Source organism: Paenibacillus favisporus (assembly GCF_040545415.1).
Taxonomy (GTDB): Bacteria; Bacillota; Bacilli; order Paenibacillales; family Paenibacillaceae; genus Paenibacillus_AQ; species Paenibacillus_AQ favisporus.
The window spans coordinates 329,861-348,748 of sequence record NZ_JBEPLV010000003.1 but is presented as its reverse complement, the minus strand read 5'-3'; the positions used below and the strand labels follow the sequence as shown (position 1 = coordinate 348,748).

At 54.3% G+C, this 18,888-nt stretch carries 15 protein-coding genes; 8 read left to right on the top strand and 7 right to left on the bottom strand.

Annotated features, from left to right (window positions below):
• Nucleotides 1-60: 60 nt before the first annotated feature.
• A complete protein-coding gene (locus ABID47_RS14780; protein ID WP_244867293.1) occupies nt 61-1,083 on the bottom strand; it encodes a UDP-N-acetylmuramate dehydrogenase in 1,023 nt (340 codons plus the stop codon).
• Nucleotides 1,084-1,294: 211 nt separating this feature from the next.
• Here ABID47_RS14780 and ABID47_RS14775 point away from each other — a divergent pair, with 211 nt between their 5' ends.
• The 5 genes from ABID47_RS14775 to ABID47_RS14755 all read left to right on the top strand — a co-directional run bounded on the left by ABID47_RS14775 (nt 1,295) and on the right by ABID47_RS14755 (nt 6,692).
• Complete coding sequence (locus ABID47_RS14775; protein WP_354497728.1) at nt 1,295-2,392, top strand: GerAB/ArcD/ProY family transporter; 1,098 nt, start codon at nt 1,295-1,297, stop codon at nt 2,390-2,392.
• Nucleotides 2,382-3,866, top strand: a complete 1,485-nt coding sequence (locus tag ABID47_RS14770; protein ID WP_354497726.1) for a spore germination protein — start codon at nt 2,382-2,384, stop codon at nt 3,864-3,866. The genes ABID47_RS14775 and ABID47_RS14770 overlap by 11 nt, the downstream gene beginning before the upstream one ends.
• 3 nt (nt 3,867-3,869) lie before the next feature.
• The gene (locus ABID47_RS14765; protein ID WP_354497724.1) at nt 3,870-5,012 is read left to right on the top strand and encodes a Ger(x)C family spore germination protein; all 1,143 of its coding nucleotides are present in this window, start codon (nt 3,870-3,872) and stop codon (nt 5,010-5,012) included.
• Between the two features lie 178 nt (nt 5,013-5,190).
• The gene (locus ABID47_RS14760; protein ID WP_354497722.1) at nt 5,191-5,859 is read left to right on the top strand and encodes a futalosine hydrolase; all 669 of its coding nucleotides are present in this window, start codon (nt 5,191-5,193) and stop codon (nt 5,857-5,859) included.
• Nucleotides 5,856-6,692 carry a 1,4-dihydroxy-6-naphthoate synthase gene (locus tag ABID47_RS14755; protein ID WP_089546679.1) on the top strand — a complete coding sequence of 279 codons (837 nt, stop codon included), beginning with the start codon at nt 5,856-5,858 and terminating at the stop codon, nt 6,690-6,692. The genes ABID47_RS14760 and ABID47_RS14755 overlap by 4 nt, the downstream gene beginning before the upstream one ends.
• Before the next feature lie 304 nt (nt 6,693-6,996).
• Here ABID47_RS14755 and ABID47_RS14750 read toward each other — a convergent pair whose 3' ends face one another.
• Nucleotides 6,997-8,400, bottom strand: coding sequence for an NAD-dependent malic enzyme (locus ABID47_RS14750; RefSeq protein ID WP_145156888.1), 1,404 nt, complete (start codon nt 8,398-8,400; stop codon nt 6,997-6,999).
• A gap of 300 nt (nt 8,401-8,700) precedes the next feature.
• A complete protein-coding gene (locus tag ABID47_RS14745) occupies nt 8,701-9,591 on the bottom strand; it encodes a GNAT family N-acetyltransferase (RefSeq protein ID WP_354497719.1) in 891 nt (296 codons plus the stop codon).
• Between the two features lie 268 nt (nt 9,592-9,859).
• On the opposite strand from ABID47_RS14745, the gene ABID47_RS14740 reads away from it, so the two are divergent.
• Nucleotides 9,860-11,968, top strand: a complete 2,109-nt coding sequence (locus ABID47_RS14740; protein WP_354497717.1) for an acyltransferase family protein — start codon at nt 9,860-9,862, stop codon at nt 11,966-11,968.
• A gap of 87 nt (nt 11,969-12,055) precedes the next feature.
• Here ABID47_RS14740 and ABID47_RS14735 read toward each other — a convergent pair whose 3' ends face one another.
• From ABID47_RS14735 to ABID47_RS14720, 4 genes are all read right to left on the bottom strand, one after another.
• Nucleotides 12,056-12,982 carry a D-alanine--D-alanine ligase gene (locus ABID47_RS14735; protein WP_145156884.1) on the bottom strand — a complete coding sequence of 309 codons (927 nt, stop codon included), beginning with the start codon at nt 12,980-12,982 and terminating at the stop codon, nt 12,056-12,058.
• Nucleotides 12,976-14,433, bottom strand: coding sequence for an aminotransferase-like domain-containing protein (locus tag ABID47_RS14730; RefSeq protein ID WP_116231082.1), 1,458 nt, complete (start codon nt 14,431-14,433; stop codon nt 12,976-12,978). Before ABID47_RS14730 ends, ABID47_RS14735 begins: the two co-directional genes overlap by 7 nt.
• Nucleotides 14,434-14,749: 316 nt before the next feature.
• Nucleotides 14,750-15,199 carry an OsmC family protein gene (locus ABID47_RS14725; RefSeq protein WP_354497713.1) on the bottom strand — a complete coding sequence of 150 codons (450 nt, stop codon included), beginning with the start codon at nt 15,197-15,199 and terminating at the stop codon, nt 14,750-14,752.
• Entirely contained in the window at nt 15,196-16,143 is a 948-nt protein-coding gene (locus ABID47_RS14720) for a radical SAM/SPASM domain-containing protein (protein WP_354497711.1), read from the bottom strand. The genes ABID47_RS14725 and ABID47_RS14720 overlap by 4 nt, the downstream gene beginning before the upstream one ends.
• A 216-nt stretch (nt 16,144-16,359) precedes the next feature.
• On the opposite strand from ABID47_RS14720, the gene ABID47_RS14715 reads away from it, so the two are divergent.
• Entirely contained in the window at nt 16,360-17,190 is an 831-nt protein-coding gene (locus ABID47_RS14715) for a protein-glutamine gamma-glutamyltransferase (protein WP_354497709.1), read from the top strand.
• 211 nt (nt 17,191-17,401) lie between these two features.
• Nucleotides 17,402-18,766, top strand: a complete 1,365-nt coding sequence (guaD, locus tag ABID47_RS14710) for a guanine deaminase (RefSeq protein ID WP_354497706.1) — start codon at nt 17,402-17,404, stop codon at nt 18,764-18,766.
• Nucleotides 18,767-18,888: the final 122 nt, after the last annotated feature.

Genomic DNA, 18,888 nt, shown 5'->3' with positions numbered 1-18,888 from the left:
ATCGGGGGGTGAAGGCGGGTTATGGTCACACAAAGTTCACATATTCGGATTTGAAACAGACTACTCGACGACGACGACCTCGGGTTCAGGAATGAAGCCGAATGCCTTGTCGACACCCTCCATAATCACATTCATCAAATATTTAATGTGCTCGGCGGTCGCATGGTCCGTGTTGATGATCATGTTCCCGTGGAAAGGGGAAATCATGGCGCCGCCGTATGCCTTCCCTTTCAATTCAAGCCGGTCGACCAAAGCGCCGACGGGAACGCCGTAATCGTAATTGTTTTTAAAGACGGATCCGCAGGAAGGATACTCGAAATGGCGCTTTCCGTTCCGGTACTCCTCAATCTGGGTCATCGGGGCGGGCAGATGGATTCCCCGGCTTTGGAGCGCCTTCGCCTCTTCAGCCATATACGAATAGAACGAAGACAGGGACGACATCCCCTCTTTGTCCTTCCAGCGGCTCAGCAGACGGTTCGCCTGCTGCGGATCCAATTGCTCCGGTACGGCCAGCATATCCGCACCCAAAATGAGCCACGGATTCATCTGGAATATGGACTGCTTATAGCCATATTTGCACTGGCTGACATCAATCGATTGAACGGACAGGGAAGGATCCTCCAGGTCCACATAATACACCGTTTTGATAATGTCGCTGATCTGCCGGTGGTTGTACTTGGCGTTCATGTAAATGCCGGCCCCCAGGCCGCCCGGCAGCAAATAGGTAAACTCGTAACCCGGGATGTTATACATCAGGCCTGCGATCGACAGCATGGACATCGGCGTCCCCGAGGAAATAAACCATTTGTCCGGGGTAATGTCCCAATAAACCAGCCTTTTCAAAGAAATGTACAGCGTATCCTTGCGCGGATTGTCGGGAAACAGAAGATTAGAGCCCATCCCGCAGAAAAAATAGTCCAGCCCATGGGTCCTGCATCCCTGCAGCAGCGTGATCAGCTCTTCGGCCGTTTCGGGCATGGCGAAGAAATTCGCTTCTCCGCCGATCTGATAGGACGAGTGGTTCGCAAGCGGTTCATTCCGCAAGCACAGATTTTCAAATGTCATCCGGTTATTAATCATCATGGCAAATTCTCACTTTCAACTTTCTTGTCTTTGCACGGTCCCTGGATCGGGAATCCGCGCCTCATAAGAAGCCTAACTAAATATACAGACCTATCTATTCTAATATATCGTCGGTCTTCGCGCCATGTGTCATTTTAAATATAGGAAGTATTGCGGGAAACCTCCCGGTTAATAATGGATCTAGATCCACGCCTTACTTGGAGGTAACTGTATGAAAGTACTTAAAGCCCGCTTGTCGCAAGGCTTCATGATGATCCTGCTGTCCATCGGGATGATGAACCATGTATTTATCATTCCGTTTCTGCTGCAAAGCTCAGGCAGAGACGCGTGGATCTCGGTCACCTTGTCCATTCTGCCGCTGATGGCCGTGACCGCTATGACGTATTACGTAGCCAAACGAATGGGAAACCGCTCCATCCACGAATGGCTGAGTCAAGAATACGGCCTAGCAGCGGCCGTTCTTCTGCGCATCATCATGAGCGTATTTTTATACATGATTTGCTTCTATACGTTGTTTGATACGACCACTTGGGCCAAAATCACCTTTTTGACCGAAACGCCGATATCTGTAACAACCATAATTATGCTGCTTTTATGCCTGTATGCCGCGATCATGGGATTTAAACCCATTGCCATCTCCGCCGGGATTCTCCTGCCGTTCGTCGTCCTACTCGGATTTTTTATCATGACGGTCAATTTTCAAACCAAGGATTACAGCCAGCTGCTGCCGGTTCTGTCCAAAGGCTGGGGACCTGTATTTTCCGGACTGACCAATTCATGTGCAGGTTCCTTTGAAATTATCATGTACCTGTTTCTCCAGCCAAAATTGGCGAAGGCCGCGAAAGCCTGGCAGTTATACGTTCTTGCCTTGGCCCTGACCGGGCTGACCATGGGGCCGCTGATCGGCGCTATCACGATCTTTGATCCGTATGAGGCGTCCAGGCAAATGTATCCGGCGTATGAGGAATGGCGCGTGGCCACCATTGGAAGATATGTCGCTCAGACCGACTTTTTCTCCATCTATCAATGGCTGTCGGGAGCCTTCATCCGGATTTCACTAGCCCTGTATTTTATCGTGGATGTTTGGAACATTAAAGAAAAGCTACCGCGAATTGGCGCATACGTTACCGTTGCTGGCTTGATTCTCCTTATCAGCCTGATCGGACTGAACGATACGAATTTCCTGAAAATTTTAAAACGTTTCTATTTCCCGTTTTCTGCCGCCTTCCTGGGGGCTTTAATCCTCATCTTGTTTGCTTTGGCTCTCATTTCAACCGGAAAGAAAGGAAAAGAACACCATGACAACTAGTACAGAGCAGCCTCAAGTCAGCCTGGCAGATATCGATATCCCGTTCCTCCAAAAGTATTATGAGCCATGCGGCGATGTGGTCCTTCATCCCTTTTATGTAGGAGAAGGAGACCTGAAGCAGTCCATCCTTCTGATTTATTGTGAGGGCATGACGGACGAGGTCCAAATTAACCAGTTTGTCCTCCCTAGGCTGGAACAGATGTATAAGGAAACGGGATTCGTCAGCAAAGACAGCATCCGGGGTTATCAATCGCTGCCGCTGAAGGAAATGAAGACCCAAAATGTACTGTCCGAACTCGATACCCAGGTGTTTCAGGGAATGATGATCCTATACTTCCAGCATATGAATGCCTTCTACCAATTGAATGTCAGCAGCACCCCTTCCCGGTCTCCGGAGGAATCTTCCACGGAATCTTCCATTAAGGGGCCCCAGGATGGATTTACCGAAAATTTAAGCATGAGCCTCGCACTTGTCCGCAAGCGGCTTCGGACCCAGTCGTTATGCGTGGAAAAATTCGTCATTTCCGAGCGGGGCCACACACAAATCGCGTTGATGTACATCCGGGATATCATTAACCCGGATATCGTTGATGAAATCAGGAAGAAGATTCAAAGTTTCAACGGGGACGCGATCATCGGCACCACACAAATCGAAGACCTTGTTCAGGGGCGGCTTAAAAGCGTGTTTCCGCTCACCGATTATGTAGGCAGGCCGGATTATGTGGCATCCAGCCTTTTGGCAGGCCGGTTCGTGATTATGTTCGACGGTTCTCCCATGGGAATTATCGCGCCCATCACGCTCTTCAGCCTGATCAAATCGCCGGAAGACTCCAATATGCCCTTTCACATCGTCTCGGTGCAAAGGTTTTTGCGGATATCGGGCCTCTTTATTGCTATGTTCCTGCCTGGATTCTACGTGGCGCTGACCACCTTCAACCTTGAGCAGATTCCGACTCCGCTGCTGGCAACCATTATGAATTCCAGAATCGGGCTTCCGTTCTCGATTCCGCTGGAATGCTTTTTGATGCTGTTCCTGTTCCAGGTGTTCCATGAAGCGGGCACCCGCCTACCCAAACCGGTCGGCCAGACCGTAACGGTGGTCGGGGGTCTCATTGTCGGCGATGCGGCCATCAGGGCAGGAGTTACGTCTCCGACGATGGTTGTGGCGGTGGCCGTGACGATCATCGCCACCTTTACACTGGTCAATCAAATTCTTTCGGGGACGACGGCTATTATTAGGCTGTATGTTCTCCTGCTTTCTTCTTGCCTGGGCATGTTCGGTTTTTTTATCGCAATGTTCTCCGTCCTGCTTCACTTGGCCACGCTGGAAAACTTCGGGGTTCCTTATCTGGCTCCCGCTTCCCCCTTTATCGCCAGGGATTTCTGGGAAGGACTGTTCCGAAAGCCGGTCAAGCTGTTCAAGTACCGTCCGCGGGTGCTGCGGACGCAGGACGATACGCGTAAGGGAGATTAACGAATGAAAGCCATCATCGTTGTTCTGGTCTGTTCCCTGCTGTTGACCGGCTGCTGGGACTTGAAGGCGGTACAGGATATGAATATCGTGACGGCGCTCGGCATCGATTACAAAAAGGACCATTATGTCGTATACGTCAAGCTGACCGATTTCTCCGCTGTCGGGACAAAGGAAGGCAGCGGGGATTCCAAACCTGCATCTACCTGGGTGGGGGTCGGCGAAGGCCCCACTGTGTTATTGGCTATCAACGATATTTACAGATCCGCCCAGCACCATACGCTGTGGACGCATGTTAAAGCGATCGTTATGACGAATTCCGCGCTTGGAAAGCTGGAGGATATTTTCGACAGCCTCCTGCGTTCCAGAGAGCTTCGGTATACATCCTGGGTGTACGGAACCGATAAGCCGATCGAGTCGATATTCATGGCAGATACGACGCTGAACCAGTCTCCTCTGATGCTCGAAATGTTTGAGCCTAAGGAGACCTATAAGCAGCGATCCGCGATCATGCCGATTCAGCTGCAAAAATTAGTCAACAGCATCCGGGAGCCTGCAACCAGCGTGCTGCTTCCCGTCCTGTCCGTAACGGACCGGAAATGGATGGCCAACCAAAAGGATAAAACCCCCTCCATGATGGAGCTCACAGGCGTGTATGTCATCAACAAAGGAGCGAATGAGGGACGGGTCGCAGAGGAGGACATGATGGGCGCCAGATTGATCCGGTACAGCCATATGTTAAGATATCCGTTCAGCATTCCCGAAAAACACGGCCTGAACAACACGTTGAATTTGACTGGGCCGCATACGAAAATCACGTTGGCCCCGGATACGTCTGACCGCTTAAACATCAATATCAGCCTTACGGTCAATGCCACTGTATTAGAAACGCATACCCAGGCTGGGATGTCGGAACATCAGATGGAGCAGCAGGCCCAGTCGATCCTGAAAAAGGACATCCTGAAGGAGTTTAATGATGCGAAAGATAAAAATATCGACTTGTTCGGGCTTGAGGAGTGGTTATACCGCCATCATAATGACAGCTGGAAACGATACGTCTCCCGGGGGCCGATCCTTCCCAAAATAAATATTAAGGACGTGAGCGTAAAAGTCATCATTAAGCATTCCAACACCTATATCACCGGATGAAAAGCATGGTACACCGATCCCTCTGCGCATCAAAAAGGCGTAGGGGGATCAGTGTTTTTATCGGATCACGGTCAGGCTCTCGGCCTCCCTGCACTTTACACACGGCTCCGATCAGGATAAGGTTATATATTGAAGCTGCATATACGGCCTGTAAACTATACGATAAGAAGGTACGCACATGAATTCACCAACAACCAATCACTCCCGGGTGCTGATCATGACGGCCGTCGAGGCCGAGCGGGAGGCGGTTCTTCGCGGACTCGGCAGCCCGGATTTTATCGACGTCGAGCTGGCCGGCGTCGGACCGGCCTCCGCCGCCGCCCGTACGGCTCGCGTTCTGGCCGGTAACGAATACGGCCTGGTCATCAGCGCCGGCATCGGCGGCGGATTTACGGATCGGGCCGGCATCGGCTCGATCGTTATTGCCGATCAGCTGATCGCGGCTGATCTTGGCGCGGAGACGCCGGACGGCTTTCTCAGCGTGGACGAGCTTGGGTTCGGCTCTTCCCGCCTCGAGCCGGATCTTCCGCTCGTCCGCCGCCTCAAGGAAGCCATGGCTACCGCCGGACTGGCGGTTCGCAGCGGTGCCATCCTGACGGTCACGACCGGGACCGGCTCGGCGCAAACCGCCGCCGCGTTAAGGCAGCGGTACGAGGACGCTGCCGCGGAAGCGATGGAAGGCTTTGGCGTTGCTGAAGCCGCCCGGCTGTTCGGACTCCCCTGCCTGGAAATCCGTACGATATCGAATGCCATCGGTCCCCGGGACCGTTCCGCCTGGCGGATGAAAGAAGCTTTCGAAGCACTTGAAGCAGCAAGCTCAATCTTAGTGGAGGTATTAAAACGATGAAAATTGCATTTTCCCCTTGTCCCAACGACACTTTTGTCTTCCATGCTGCGGCGCACGGCCTCATTCCCGCCGCACCGGAGCTGGAAGTCACCTATGCGGATATTGATATTACGAATAACCTGGCATCGAACCCGGGCAGCGACCTGGACGTGCTTAAAATTTCTTATGCCGCCCTGCCATGGGTTCTGGACGAATACGCCCTCATTCCATGCGGCGGAGCCTTGGGCCGCGGCTGCGGACCGCTTGTACTGACCAAAGGCGGCCAAGCCGACCCTTCGGAACTTAGCGGACGCCGGGTTGCCGTCCCGAGCGAAAAATCGACGGCCTACCTGCTCTTCCGCCTGTGGGCCGCCCAGAACGTACCCGGCGGGATTGGCGAAATCGTGGTCATGCCGTTCGACCAAATCATGCCTGCCGTCCGCGACGGCTTGATTGACGCGGGACTGGTCATTCACGAAGCCAGATTCACGTATCCGTCCTACGGATTATCCTTGATGACGGATCTTGGCAGCTGGTGGGAAAGCGATACCGGCCTGCCGATTCCGCTCGGCGCGATCATTGCCAAGCGGTCCCTCGACTTGGACGCGATCGAAGACTGGATCCGTCAGTCCGTCGAATACGCCTGGGCCCACCCTGAAGCTTCCCGGGAATACGTGCTGAGCCATGCCCAGGAGTTGGATCCTGACGTTGCCCAGCAGCATATTGACCTGTATGTCAACGACTTTACGCGCAACCTCGGGGACGACGGATACGCCGCGATCACTTCGCTGCTGACCCGGGCGGCCGGCGAAGGCCTGGTTCCTCCGATTGATCCGGAAGCGCTGCGTAAATAAGCGAATCTGTTGTAGACTCTGACCTTTAAATCCCTTCTATTTCAACTCGTTGGGACAAGCCTAAATTGAATCGATCCTACTTATAAACAAACCCCCGCCTTCACTGAAGGCGGGGGTTTGTTTGAATCTGGCAGCTCGGATCCCATGATATGCATTTATAATGCAAGAAACCGTCCCTCTAGGTATCATAACTTGCTTAACCAAAGGACGGCTTCTTGTTTTTAATTATTTTGTTCTAACATGCAGTAGCCGTCCAAATCAGCCATGACTTTTTGTTCGGCTTCAAACCGGGAAACTCCGCGTTTTATCTGAAGTCCTTCGGAATTCTGCGCGCCACCCCGGTCAGGATCGCCGCCTGGACCACCGCTTTGCGGATTTCGATCACAACCTGCTCGTTAAAAATACTCGGGATGATGTACAGCTCGTTCAGCTCCCCGCCCGAGACGACCGAAGCGATCGCCCGCGCCGCCGCCAGCTTCATCGGTTCGTTGATGCAGCGGGCCCGGCAGTCAAGCGCTCCGCGGAACAGGCCTGGAAAGACGAGCACGTTGTTGATCTGGTTCGGATAATCGCTGCGCCCGGTCGCGTAGACCCGGGAATGCGGAATCGCCTCTTCCGGCGACACCTCCGGCTCTGGATTTGCCATCGCAAAGACGATCGGATCCGGCCCCATGCTGCGGATATCCTCCCCGTTCAGCAGATTGCCGCGCGATACGCCGATGAATACGTCGGCCCCTTTGATAACCTCTTTAAGCGAGCCTTCGTTCGCTTCGACCTGCGGCTGGTCTGCCAGCCACTGCCACATCGGATGGCTGTATGTACCTCCCCTGACGATTGCGCCTTCCCGGTCAACCGGAACCAGCTTCGTTACGCCGGCGCTGAGGAGCATTTTGCAAATGGATACGCCCGCCGCACCGATGCCGTTCACGACGACCCGGATATTCTCCATCCGTTTGTTGACCACCTTCAGGGCGTTCAAGAGACCGGCGATGACGACCACGGCCGTACCATGCTGGTCATCATGGAATATCGGCATATCCAGCTCCTGGGCCAGCCGCGTCTCGATTTCGAAGCAGCGCGGAGAGCTGATGTCCTCCAGGTTGATGCCGCCGAAAATCGGGCTGATCGCCTTGATCGTCCGGATAATTTCCTCCGTGTCCGTCGTGTCCAGGCAGATCGGAAACGCATCGACGCCGGCAAGCTGCTTGAACAGCATCGCCTTGCCTTCCATCACGGGAGCCGCCGCATGCGGACCGATATCCCCAAGCCCGAGAACGGCTGTACCGTCGGTAATGACCGCTACCGTATTGCGTTTAATCGTAAGCGAATAAGCCTTATCCTGGTCTTCGTGGATCGCAGTGCACACCTTGGCCACGCCCGGCGTATACACACGCGACAAGTCGTCCCGGTTTTTGATCGGCAGCGTCGGCTGAACCTTGATTTTGCCGCCCAAGTGAACAAGAAAGGTCCGGTCGGACACGTTGATCAGCTTGATGCCGTCATGCCGCTTCAGCGATTCAACGACGCGGTCCTCCTGCGTGTCGACCACTTCTACCGTAATATCCCGCACAGAAGAATCCTTCCCGGGGCGGATGACGTCGATGGAGGTGATGTCCCCTCCCGATTTACTGATCGCAGCTGCGACATCTCCAAAAGTCACCTTCCCGTGATCCAGCTCAACCCTAAGAATAATACTCGTATTCGCCATGATGCATCCTCCTGATTCAAGGTTTAAAAATAGTCACCCGTGCTGTTAAAGCCATTTGTCATTTGTCCGAAGTCTGAAGACCCGGCTTTGTAACCGATTGCAATTCTATCATAAGCTGAACCATAATCAGGCCAAAAGCTCGTCCGGTTTTTGACTTTTCGGATCGAAACCGCCCGCAACATATCTTAACAATAACCGCGAAACTGCACAAGCGTCAGTCGTACCCATGAGGATCGGGAGTAACTCAGCCGCTCCCACCGGCAGCTTCGGCCTGTGTATAGTTTATAAACGCTTGAGCCGTTACACGCCGCGTTTCATATGTACCTGGCTGACCGATATGCCAAAACCGGCTTCCTTCAGCACACCCGTCAGCATCGTTTCGGACCCGGGAATATTGACGGTACGCAGGGTCAGTCCAAGGCTGGACGGCCCAAACACTTCGCTTAGGAGGCCCTTCATCAGCGCCAAAGCGTCTTCGCTTTGCCCGCCCAGAACCTTGCATTGAAACAGCGACGTGGAGGTATGCGTCCCCTGATCATCGAAGCCCCTTTTATACAATGCGTAACCGGCAGGCTGGCCTTCCGGATCGAACGCGATCAGCGATTCGCCGTTCACGACGCTCTCCCATTGCGTCTGCCAAGGCTGGTTATTGACCGGCACGTGCAGCCTTTGGATATCCTGCGGAATGCCCCTGCGGAATTCGTACTTCCCGGAACCGCCGCCGGTCAGTGCTTCATCTTTCAGGCTTTTGCATTCATAGAAGAAGAGATCGTCAATGACCTCATATCCCATCCGCTCGTACAGCGATATGGCCGGCTTGTTATCGCTCAGCGCTTCGAGCAGGGCGACATCCGCACCCTCCGCTTTGTACAGCTCAAGGCTGGCCTTGATCAGCAGCTTGCCGATGCCTTTGCCCCGATACGCCGGGATGATCCCCGTTCCCCCGTTCCATGCAGTCTTCACGCCGCCGTTATTCCGCAGACCATTCATGACAAAACCGACGGGAATACCGTCCACGCAGCCGACGATCGATTGTGCGAGCGACAATCCTTGATCTGCACTTCTCTTGAGGAGCACGTCCATGCTCATCGTGATGGGTACCGAATACCCCTTAAACCCTTCGTTCCAAAGGTCCGTAAGCTCGGCAGGCGAAAATTCACTCATTCTTCTCATGATTACATTCATTTTCATTCATTCCCCACTTTCTACAGATCTAACGGAAGTTCATCAAAGCTTTAGTTCGATCTATATACATAATGAATAAAATGTGAAATGAACGCAATCATTTTGTAACTTTCCCTCCGGTGCCCTATGATAAAGTATGACATGGTAAACTTATGTTTCACCGATCATCCATGTCTGGAGGCAGCTAAAGAATGAGCACATACATCCCGAGAAGCTTATACATAACCGATGACAACAGCGCCGCTCACCTGCCTGGAAAGCCGGGTAAGCCGCTATGATTCATCTCTCGCCGAATGAAAAAAGATATATGCCGGGACTGGACGGACTCCGGACCCTGGCTGTTTTCGCTGTCATTTTGTACCATCTGAACGTCGGCTGGGCGCCAGGGGGACTGCTTGGCGTCAGCATATTTTTCGTCCTGTCCGGATATTTGATCACCGATCTTCTTACCGCCGAGTGGCGAAGGAGCGGAACACTTGATCTGAAGCAGTTTTGGATCAGACGGTGCCGGAGACTGCTTCCGGCCATGATCGTCATGCTCGCTGCCGTGACCGCCTGGGTGACATTGGCGCGGCCGTCTACGATGCCGGTTTTAAAGGGCGACGCGATCTCGTCACTCTTTTATGTCAACAATTGGTATCTGATCTACCACCAGGTTTCGTACTTTGAAAAATTCGGGCCCGTCTCGCCGCTCGGACATCTGTGGTCGTTATCGGTTGAGGAGCAGTTTTACGTGCTGTGGCCGCTGCTTATGCTGATCGGTCTGAAGCTCGCCCCGCGGCGGGGAAAAATGTTTCTGTTCATGCTCTCGGCCGCGGCGGTATCGGCCCTGGCGATGCTGGTCATCTACGATCCGGGGACGGATCCCAGCCGAGTTTATTACGGGACGGATACACGGGCGTTTTCGCTCCTGATCGGTGCCGCGCTCAGCATTATTTGGCCCAGCCGCAAGCTGTCTCCCCGGATCGACCGGTCCTCCAGGCGCTTGCTGGACGGCATAGGCATACTCAGCTTAGCAGCAATTCTGGTCATGATCTGGTCCACCAACGAATACGACGCATTCCTGTATCCCGGCGGCTTAGTCCTTCTGTCGCTGGCTGCAGCCGCAGCCGTGGCAGTGCTCGCCCATCCGGCAAGCCGGATCGGCCGATGGATTGGCTGCAAGCCGCTGCGATGGCTCGGCGTTCGCTCCTACGGCATATACATATGGCATTATCCAGTAATCATTTTATCCACAACAAACGGAGCCGGAGACGTGAGCGTCCTGAAAGCCGTATTTCAGGTGGCTGCCAGCATTGCGCTGGCTGCGCTGTCGTATACATTGATCGAAGAACCGATCCGCAAAGGGTTATTGGGAAAAGGGTGGAGGAAGCTGCGCTCCGGCAAACTGGGCGTAGATCAGATTCCGCTGAAGGGCTGGATTACCGGGGCTACCTTACTGCTGCTGGTCATTATCTCCTTCACGGGCATCGCCCGGACGCCGGCGGTGGCATCCACCGTCCAGGCGCTCGGCCCGGCCGCTTCCGGAGCTGACGGCTCCAGCCCGGTGTCACAGGAGGTTTCCGCTGCCGGGGACGGCACAGGAAACGCCGATGCCGGTGCCTCCGGCCAGCAAACCGCAAAAGGCGGCGATCATCATGGTGCTGACCCGGCGGAAACCACTGCCGGCAGTCCAGCCGAGACACAAACGCCTCCTGCAGCCCAGGGCCAGCAGGCTGCGGATGATGCAGCTTCGGGCACTACAGGCCAGGCCGAAGACCCGCCTCCCGCCGGCGGCAAAGCAACATCGTCCGCGAATCCCGTAGGCGTGGCTGGCACGCCTCCCGCCAAAGCCGACGAACCGGGAGGAAGTTCGGGCAAGGCTTCCGGGCAAGGGGCCGGCGCAGCGGGAACGAACGCCCCTCCACCGGTCAAGCGGAATCTGGCGGTGAGCGCCATCGGCGATTCCATCCTGCTGGACGCCGCCCCATATTTGCAGCAGTACCTTCCCGGCATCGTCGTCGATGCCGAGATCGGCCGGCAAATGTCCGAAGCGCCGGACATCGTGGAGCGGCTCCGGGCGGAAGGCAAGCTCGGCGACTACGTGGTGATCGAGCTCGGAACCAATGGCGCCTTCAGCTCCAAGCAGCTTTCCCGGCTTCTCGACTCGCTGAAGGACGTCCGGCAGGTCGTGCTCGTGAACACCCGGGTGCCGAGAAACTGGGAAAACACGGTCAATACGGCGCTCCGAAAGGCAGCCGATGCCCATGACAATACGACGCTGCTCGATTGGTACGAAGCGAGCAGCGGACAGTCCTTCTTTACACCCGACGGGGTCCATCTCAAGGCCGATGGAGCCAAACTGCTGGCATCGCTGATCACGAATGCCGTCGGAACCAAATGACCAGTCTCATTTTTGATCTCTTCAACAAAAGGAGCTGCTTTCAGGGCGATCCGCCCTAAAAGCAGCTCCTTTGCTGTCATCCACCGATTACACAACGAGCCCGTATTCCCGCCGCCGTTCAGCCAATGACCCCTCGATGATCCGGTCCAGCAGGGCGGAGAAGGACAGCCCCGCGGCCTGTGCGCTCTTAGGCAGCAGACTGGTCCGGGTCATACCGGGCAGCGTGTTGACCTCCATCACGTAAGGAATGCCCTGGTGGAGCATGACATCCACCCTCGCGTACACGCTGCATTTGAGCACGCGGCAGCTGAGCTCGGCGGCCCGGCGGACCCGTTCGGCGGTATCCGGATCCAGGCTTGCGACAACTTCTTCGCACTCCCCTTCTTCGTATTTGGAAGTGTAATCGAAAAACTCCCCGTTCGGCTTGATCGCCAGAACCGGAAGGTACTCGCCGTTCAGCAGGCTGCACGTGATTTCCTCACCCTCAATGTACTGCTCGAGGATCACTTCATCGTCCCAGTGGAAAGCGCGCTCCACCGCTTCCCGCAAGCTCTGCTCATCCCGCGCCAGCGTAACGCCGACGCTGGAACCGCCGCTGTTCGGTTTGACGACAAGCGGATAGAGCGGTTCCGAGGCGAGCACGTTCTCCAGCTCATCCGGACTCGTCAGCAGCGTCCAGTCGGGTGTCTCTACACCCTCGTAACGGAGCAGCTTCTTTGCCGTATTTTTGTCCATGCACAAGCTGCTCGCCAAAACGCCGCTGCCGGTGTATGGAACACCAAGCGTCTCGAGCGTACCCTGGATCGTTCCGTCTTCCCCGTATTTGCCGTGCAGGGCGATCACAGCCATGTCGATACCAGCCAACTGCTGCGGCAAGTCCCGTTTCCTCGTGATTTCGATCGGCCGGACTTCGTATTTGGCGGGATCCAAATGCGAGATGATCTCCCGTCCCGTCATCAGCGACACCTCCCGTTCCGAGGAATCTCCGCCCATAATTACGCCTACTCTTAACATCCGTTCTCCTCCATTCGTCTTTGGACCGCCTTTCCGATCACCTGGATGCCGTGCACAAGGTCTTCATCGCTCACCCGTGAAAAACCGATCCGCAGCGTTCCCTCGCCCTGACCGTCCGTATAGAACACATCTCCTGCGCTAAACACCACGCCTTGTTCGTAACAATCCCGCAGAACATCCCTTGAGCGGATGCCGTCCTGCAGCTCAAGGAACAGATGGAGCCCGCCGGTTCCGGTTAACCTTTTGTGCGGTATATACTTGCGGCAGCACTCTACCGCCAGCTCATGCTTATGCTTATATTCAGATTTCGCCCGCTTCAAATACTTTTCAAAATTGCCGTTATGAAAATATTGATACAGCACCGCCTGATCCAACGTGGAGGTGTGAATGTTTCTCGCCCGCTTGACGCTGACCAGCGCATCGATCAGCTCCCTGTCCGCCGCGATCCAGCCGATGCGGATGCCCGGGAACAATATTTTGGAAAAGCTCCCGAGGTAAATGACGCTGTTTCCATCCCCGCCGAAAGCCGCCAGCGGGGCCATGTGCGAGCCCGAATAGCGCAGCTCCTCATTGAAACCGTCCTCGATCAATGGAATCTGGTGCTTTGCCAGCAGGCGCAGCACTTCGACCCGCTTCTCGGCCGACATTACGATCCCGGTTGGATTGTGATACGACGGTGTGAGGAACGCCAGACCGAAGGAGTTTTCGGTCAGCGCCCGCTCCATCTCGCCGATATCGATCCCGTCCTGCTCCATCCCGATCCCGGTAATGTCATATCCTTGAAGCCGGGAAATTTTGATGGCTGTATGATGAGTCGGGTTTTCGCACAAGATGTGCTTTTCTTTCACGTTCAGCGAGGACAGGATGATATCATAAGCTTCCGTGAACCCGTTCGTGATCAGAATATCTTTACCGTCCATGTCGACGCCTTTCGTTTCCATATAACCCGTCAAATACTCGATCAACGGTTTGTATCCTTTGGCGTAGCCATAGTTGAGCAAAATCTCCCCTTCGATCGCCATCCGGTCCAGAAAAGCGCGCTTCACATTTGCCAGGTCGAAGAGCTTCTCGTCGGGGGCGATGCTCGCGAAGTTAATCATCCCCTTCTCCCCGCGCAGGTCGCGCTTCATCAGATCCAGATCCGTGGCCGCTACTGCCACCGGGCTCAAATGCTGCTGCCAATCCACATGCCAGGAAGGCACCGAAGCGATGCCCACTTTGGAGACGAAAGTTCCTTTGGAGCGGACGGTATAAATGTACCCTTCCTCCTCGAGCTCGGTGTACACCGCCACCAGCGTGTTGCGGCTGATATTCAGCATCGTGCTGAGCTCCCGCGTCGACGGCAGCTTCTGGTCCACCCTACCCTTGCCCTTGGTGATCCACTGCTTCAAGTATTCTTTGACCTGCACCGTCAGCGGCCGGCCTTCTGTAATTTTAAAATCCGTAAACATGACGTTATTCCCCCCGTACCTATCTTCACACAAACCGCTGCCTGATAAAAGATCCACTGGACGGCGTTTTCCGGCCCGGCGTGGTTTAGTTTGTCCGCAGGCCATGATACCGGCTCTCGCCGAACCGCTTCGGCTGTCCTCCTTCTCAGGATGCCCGAAAGCCGGAGGCCGACTCACCCGCTTTCATTCATTTGTGATCTGGGTGCTTTCCTGAGTTTGTCCAAGCAAACAGAAAGACCGCCGGGCAGCCTGCCCGAGCGGTCTGTTCATACATTCAGCGGTTTGGCGCCCGCCTCTCACCAAGGCTTTAACGCCGCTATTCCCTAACGGTTTCGATCTTCGGCTCGGTCACGAGGGCCACATTCCCGGATACCGCCCGGGAAATCATGCAGGAGCCTTCCGCTTTATGCGCCAGCCTGTCCGCCGTCTCCACGTCTTTGGCCGTTGCTTCACGGCCCAGCACGATATGCGGCTTGTGCTTAATGCTGACGTACGTAAAAATGTTGTCCGTCACGTCCACGATGCCTTCAGACTCCAGCGAAAGCTCGTGAACCGGAAGGTGCGAACGCTCCATCATAGCCGCCAGTGTGATTAAGTAGCAGGTAGCGGCGGCGCCGAGCAGCATTTCGTCGGGATTCGTCCCGACGCCCGGACCCCCCATCTCTTTCGGGATGGAAATTTGCGTACGGAGATTGCCTGCTTCGATCTGTCCATCGCTGTTCCGTCCGCCGTTCCAGCCGGCCTTTAACATAAATGAATGTTTCACAGTCCAGTCGCCTCCTGTAATGCAGAGCGGGCAGGCTGCGGTTCGTCAGAAGCGATGCCGTTCGCTTTATAGTTAAAGCGCTGGCGGTAGCCGCATTTTCTGCACAGCTCCTCCACGACCTCGCGCCGGGAAAAACCGTCGACGATCCGGTTTGCCCGCTCGCTTTCGATAATTTCGGAAAATGGGGTCTTGTGGATGTTGCCGAGATTAATGACACCTTCCCCGTCAAGGCAGCAGGGGATCACCGTTCCATCCACCAGGACGCCCGCCTGATTTCGGAGACCATGGCAGAAGCCCCGGCTGAGGTCCTCCTCCTCAGTCAGGTCCGGCCATTTAAATTCATGGTCCATATTGATGTAGATCCGGTCCGCTATTTTGATGCCTTTGCCGGGAACGATTTTTTCCTCGATTTTGTAATCCAGGTTAAACTCCTTCTCAATATACTCCAGCATTTCCCGATTGCGGCTCCGCTCCAAGTTCGTTGCGTTGTCCGGGTCGAGATTCCACAGCCGCAGCGATACGATCATACCCGATTGGGACACCGCCTCTTTGACAAAGGAGAGCACTTTGGAGATATACCCGTTCTTGTCCTGGGAACCGACATGCCCGTCAAAGCTGTGCAGGGAGAAATTCATCTGCCGCAGCGCCGGCTTGTTCAGCAGCTTCCGTCCTGCCTTGTGCAGCAGCGTGCCGTTGGACGTGATGTTCACTTTAAACCCTTTCTCATGGGCGATATCCAACAGCTGGTCAATATGCGGATGAAGCAGCGGTTCGCCTTTGACATGAAAATAAATATATTCCGTGTGGGGTTTGATCTCATCCAGAGTATGCGTAAATTGTTCAATCGTAATATAATTGGTCGCCCGGTGCGTCGGCGGACAGAACGTACAGGCCAGATTGCATTTGCTCGTCAGTTCGACGTAAAACTTTTTGAATTTTTTCATGATGGAAGCTCCAGTCTGATCCTCAAAAGTTACCTTCTCAACCTATTATATTAGAACATCCTTCCGAAGCAAACGTAAACCGTATTTTTGACAAAGGACAGCCTTAATCGCTTGGATCTGACAATCGGGGTTATTTCCGGGCCCGGCCTGCTCATATGCTGATATATGCCGCGGGCTTTTTCGATCTTCAATAAACGGTAAGGAGGGATGAACGGGGTGATTACGATTGGAAGCGGCGGGGAAACGGTGAACCCGTCAGGATGGCCGGATTTGTGGAGGCAAATTTACGACAGGAAGATGAGGAGCACGACCTCATATCATTACGAATCGCCGGCCCATCTGGTCTTTGAGCTTAGGCTTCGTGAAGCGATCGTCAGAGCAGCAGCTGACTTAAACCGGAGCGGAGTGCAGTTTGAAACCTTCAAAAATTCCCACTGCAACGAAGCGTACTGGTACTTGAACCGGCGCGGCGGTTTCGAGCTCAAACCCCATGTTACGCCTGCCCAGGGAATCCAGGACATCTTCGTGAACGGCTGGGCGTATGGCTTCGAATGCGCGACGGGGATCGTGATCGTGTTGTACAAGGGTGTGCTCGATTGTATTCGGGAAGAAGACTTCAACCGTCTGTTCGCGAATCTGCTCCTGTACGACTGGCATTACGACAGCGACCTGGGATTGATTGAAAAAACGGGTTCCCGGGATTCCTATCCGGGCGACGTCCGGTATTTTAAAAATCCGGATGTCAATCCCCATCGGATCGAATGGCAGGGTGAAAATACGATCCAAATGGACGACGACCTGTACTACGGTCACGGAGTCGGTATTGTCACTTCAGGCGAAATCATCAGTACGCTCAACCGGTACCGGATTCCGGGCAGCAGCCGTTCCGCTTATTTAACCGACCAGATCATCCATCCGGATTTTCTGTACTTGTCCGGATTCGCCGCTGGCGGGCCACCGGCCCCAGCCAACTGGCAGCAGCAGCCCTACAGGGAGAACGGCATCACCGCTTCCCGGATCGGCAGCCGGGTCTATCTTCGCTATTAAGTCTGCAGCGGTGCAACGGCCCTTGGACCATATTGGGGCAGAACCAAGTCAAGACGTGTACATGATGATTTAGGGTTTGTATAGGTGACCGCCTTCCATGGGAGGCGGTTTTTCACTTTCGCAATCATTCGCTTTTTAGTATAGACTAATCATTTTTCTGCGCATATAATAACAAAAGTGTCATCAAATAACGAACATTAAGGCGGTAACTATGAGTAAATATAAGCAATTATTCCGAGGAACGGCATTTTCCAGTAAGTCATCCAAAGAAATTGAGATCCTAAAAGACCATCTCTTTTGTATCCATGATGACGGGAAAATCGAAAAAATCGTGGCTCCTGAGGATGCCGATTATCAGGTTCTGCTGGACGCTTATCAAGGAAAAGACAACTTTTATTCGTTAGCCGAAGGCCAGTACATCCTGCCCGGATTCATCGATCTGCATGTTCACGCTCCGCAATGGGCCCAATCCGGAACGGCACTGGACATTCCGCTCTATGATTGGCTCAACACCTATACTTTCCCGCTGGAATCCAAGTTTTCGGATCTCGATTTTGCCTATGAGGTCTACGACGATTTGGTCCGCACCCTGCTCGCCAACGGCACAACGACGGCCCTATATTTTGCCACCATACATAAAGAATCTAGTTTATTGTTAGCCCGGATTTGCGCCGAAAGGGGCCAGCGCGGACTCGTCGGAAAAGTCGTCATGGATGACCCGGAGCAAAATCCGGAACATTACCGCGACGCGGACACCAAGGCGGCACTTGCAGACACGGAAGAGTTTATTCTCGCCGTCAAAGCATTGTCCAAAACGGTGAAACAAGGCGTATTTCCCGTCGTGACGCCAAGGTTTATTCCAAGCTGCACGGATGAGGTGCTGCAAGGTTTGGGAGAGCTGGCGAAAAAATACGACGCGTACGTGCAATCGCACTGCAGCGAAAGCGACTGGGCGCATGGTTACGTCCGGGACCGGTTTCGGAAAAACGACGCCTTCGCCCTGCATGAGCTTGGGCTGCTGCGGGACAAGTCCGTCATGGCCCACTGCAATTTCCTGAGCGACGATGACGCAGACCTTTTTGCCGAAACCGGAACGGCAGTCGCCCACTGCCCAATATCTAACGCCTATTTTGCCAACAGCGTTATCCCCGTCGCCCATCTCCACGAAAAAGGAGTAGAGATCGGCCTGGGGACTGACATTTCGGGAGGTTTTTCTCCAAGCCTGTTCGATAATATCAGACAAGCCGTCATGTCCTCCAGAATGCTGGAGGATGGCGTGAACCCCGCCCTTCCTGCCGAAGAGCGCGGTGTGCCGGGATCGCGCATTACGGTCAACGAGGCGTTTTACCTCGCTACAGCCGGTGGAGGCGAAAGCTTAAGCTTGCCGGTCGGCCGGATCCAGGAAAACTATGCCTGGGATGTGCAGATCATTGATACGAAGCTACCATCCGCCAAACTGCCGATCTTTGATCCAAATGAAGATTTGAACGACGTGTTCCAAAAAATGTTGTACCTGACCCGGCCCGAAAACATCCGCGAAGTTTGGGTACAGGGCGAAAAAGTCCATTCGCGTTAAAAGTAAAAGCCCAGTGCCATGAATGGCATTCTTTATCTGCTTAAAACCATTCGCTATTCCTAGAAAAAATCCAAAAAAATCGAGGTGTACTCCTGAGTGAACACACAAACAGCGGCACAAAC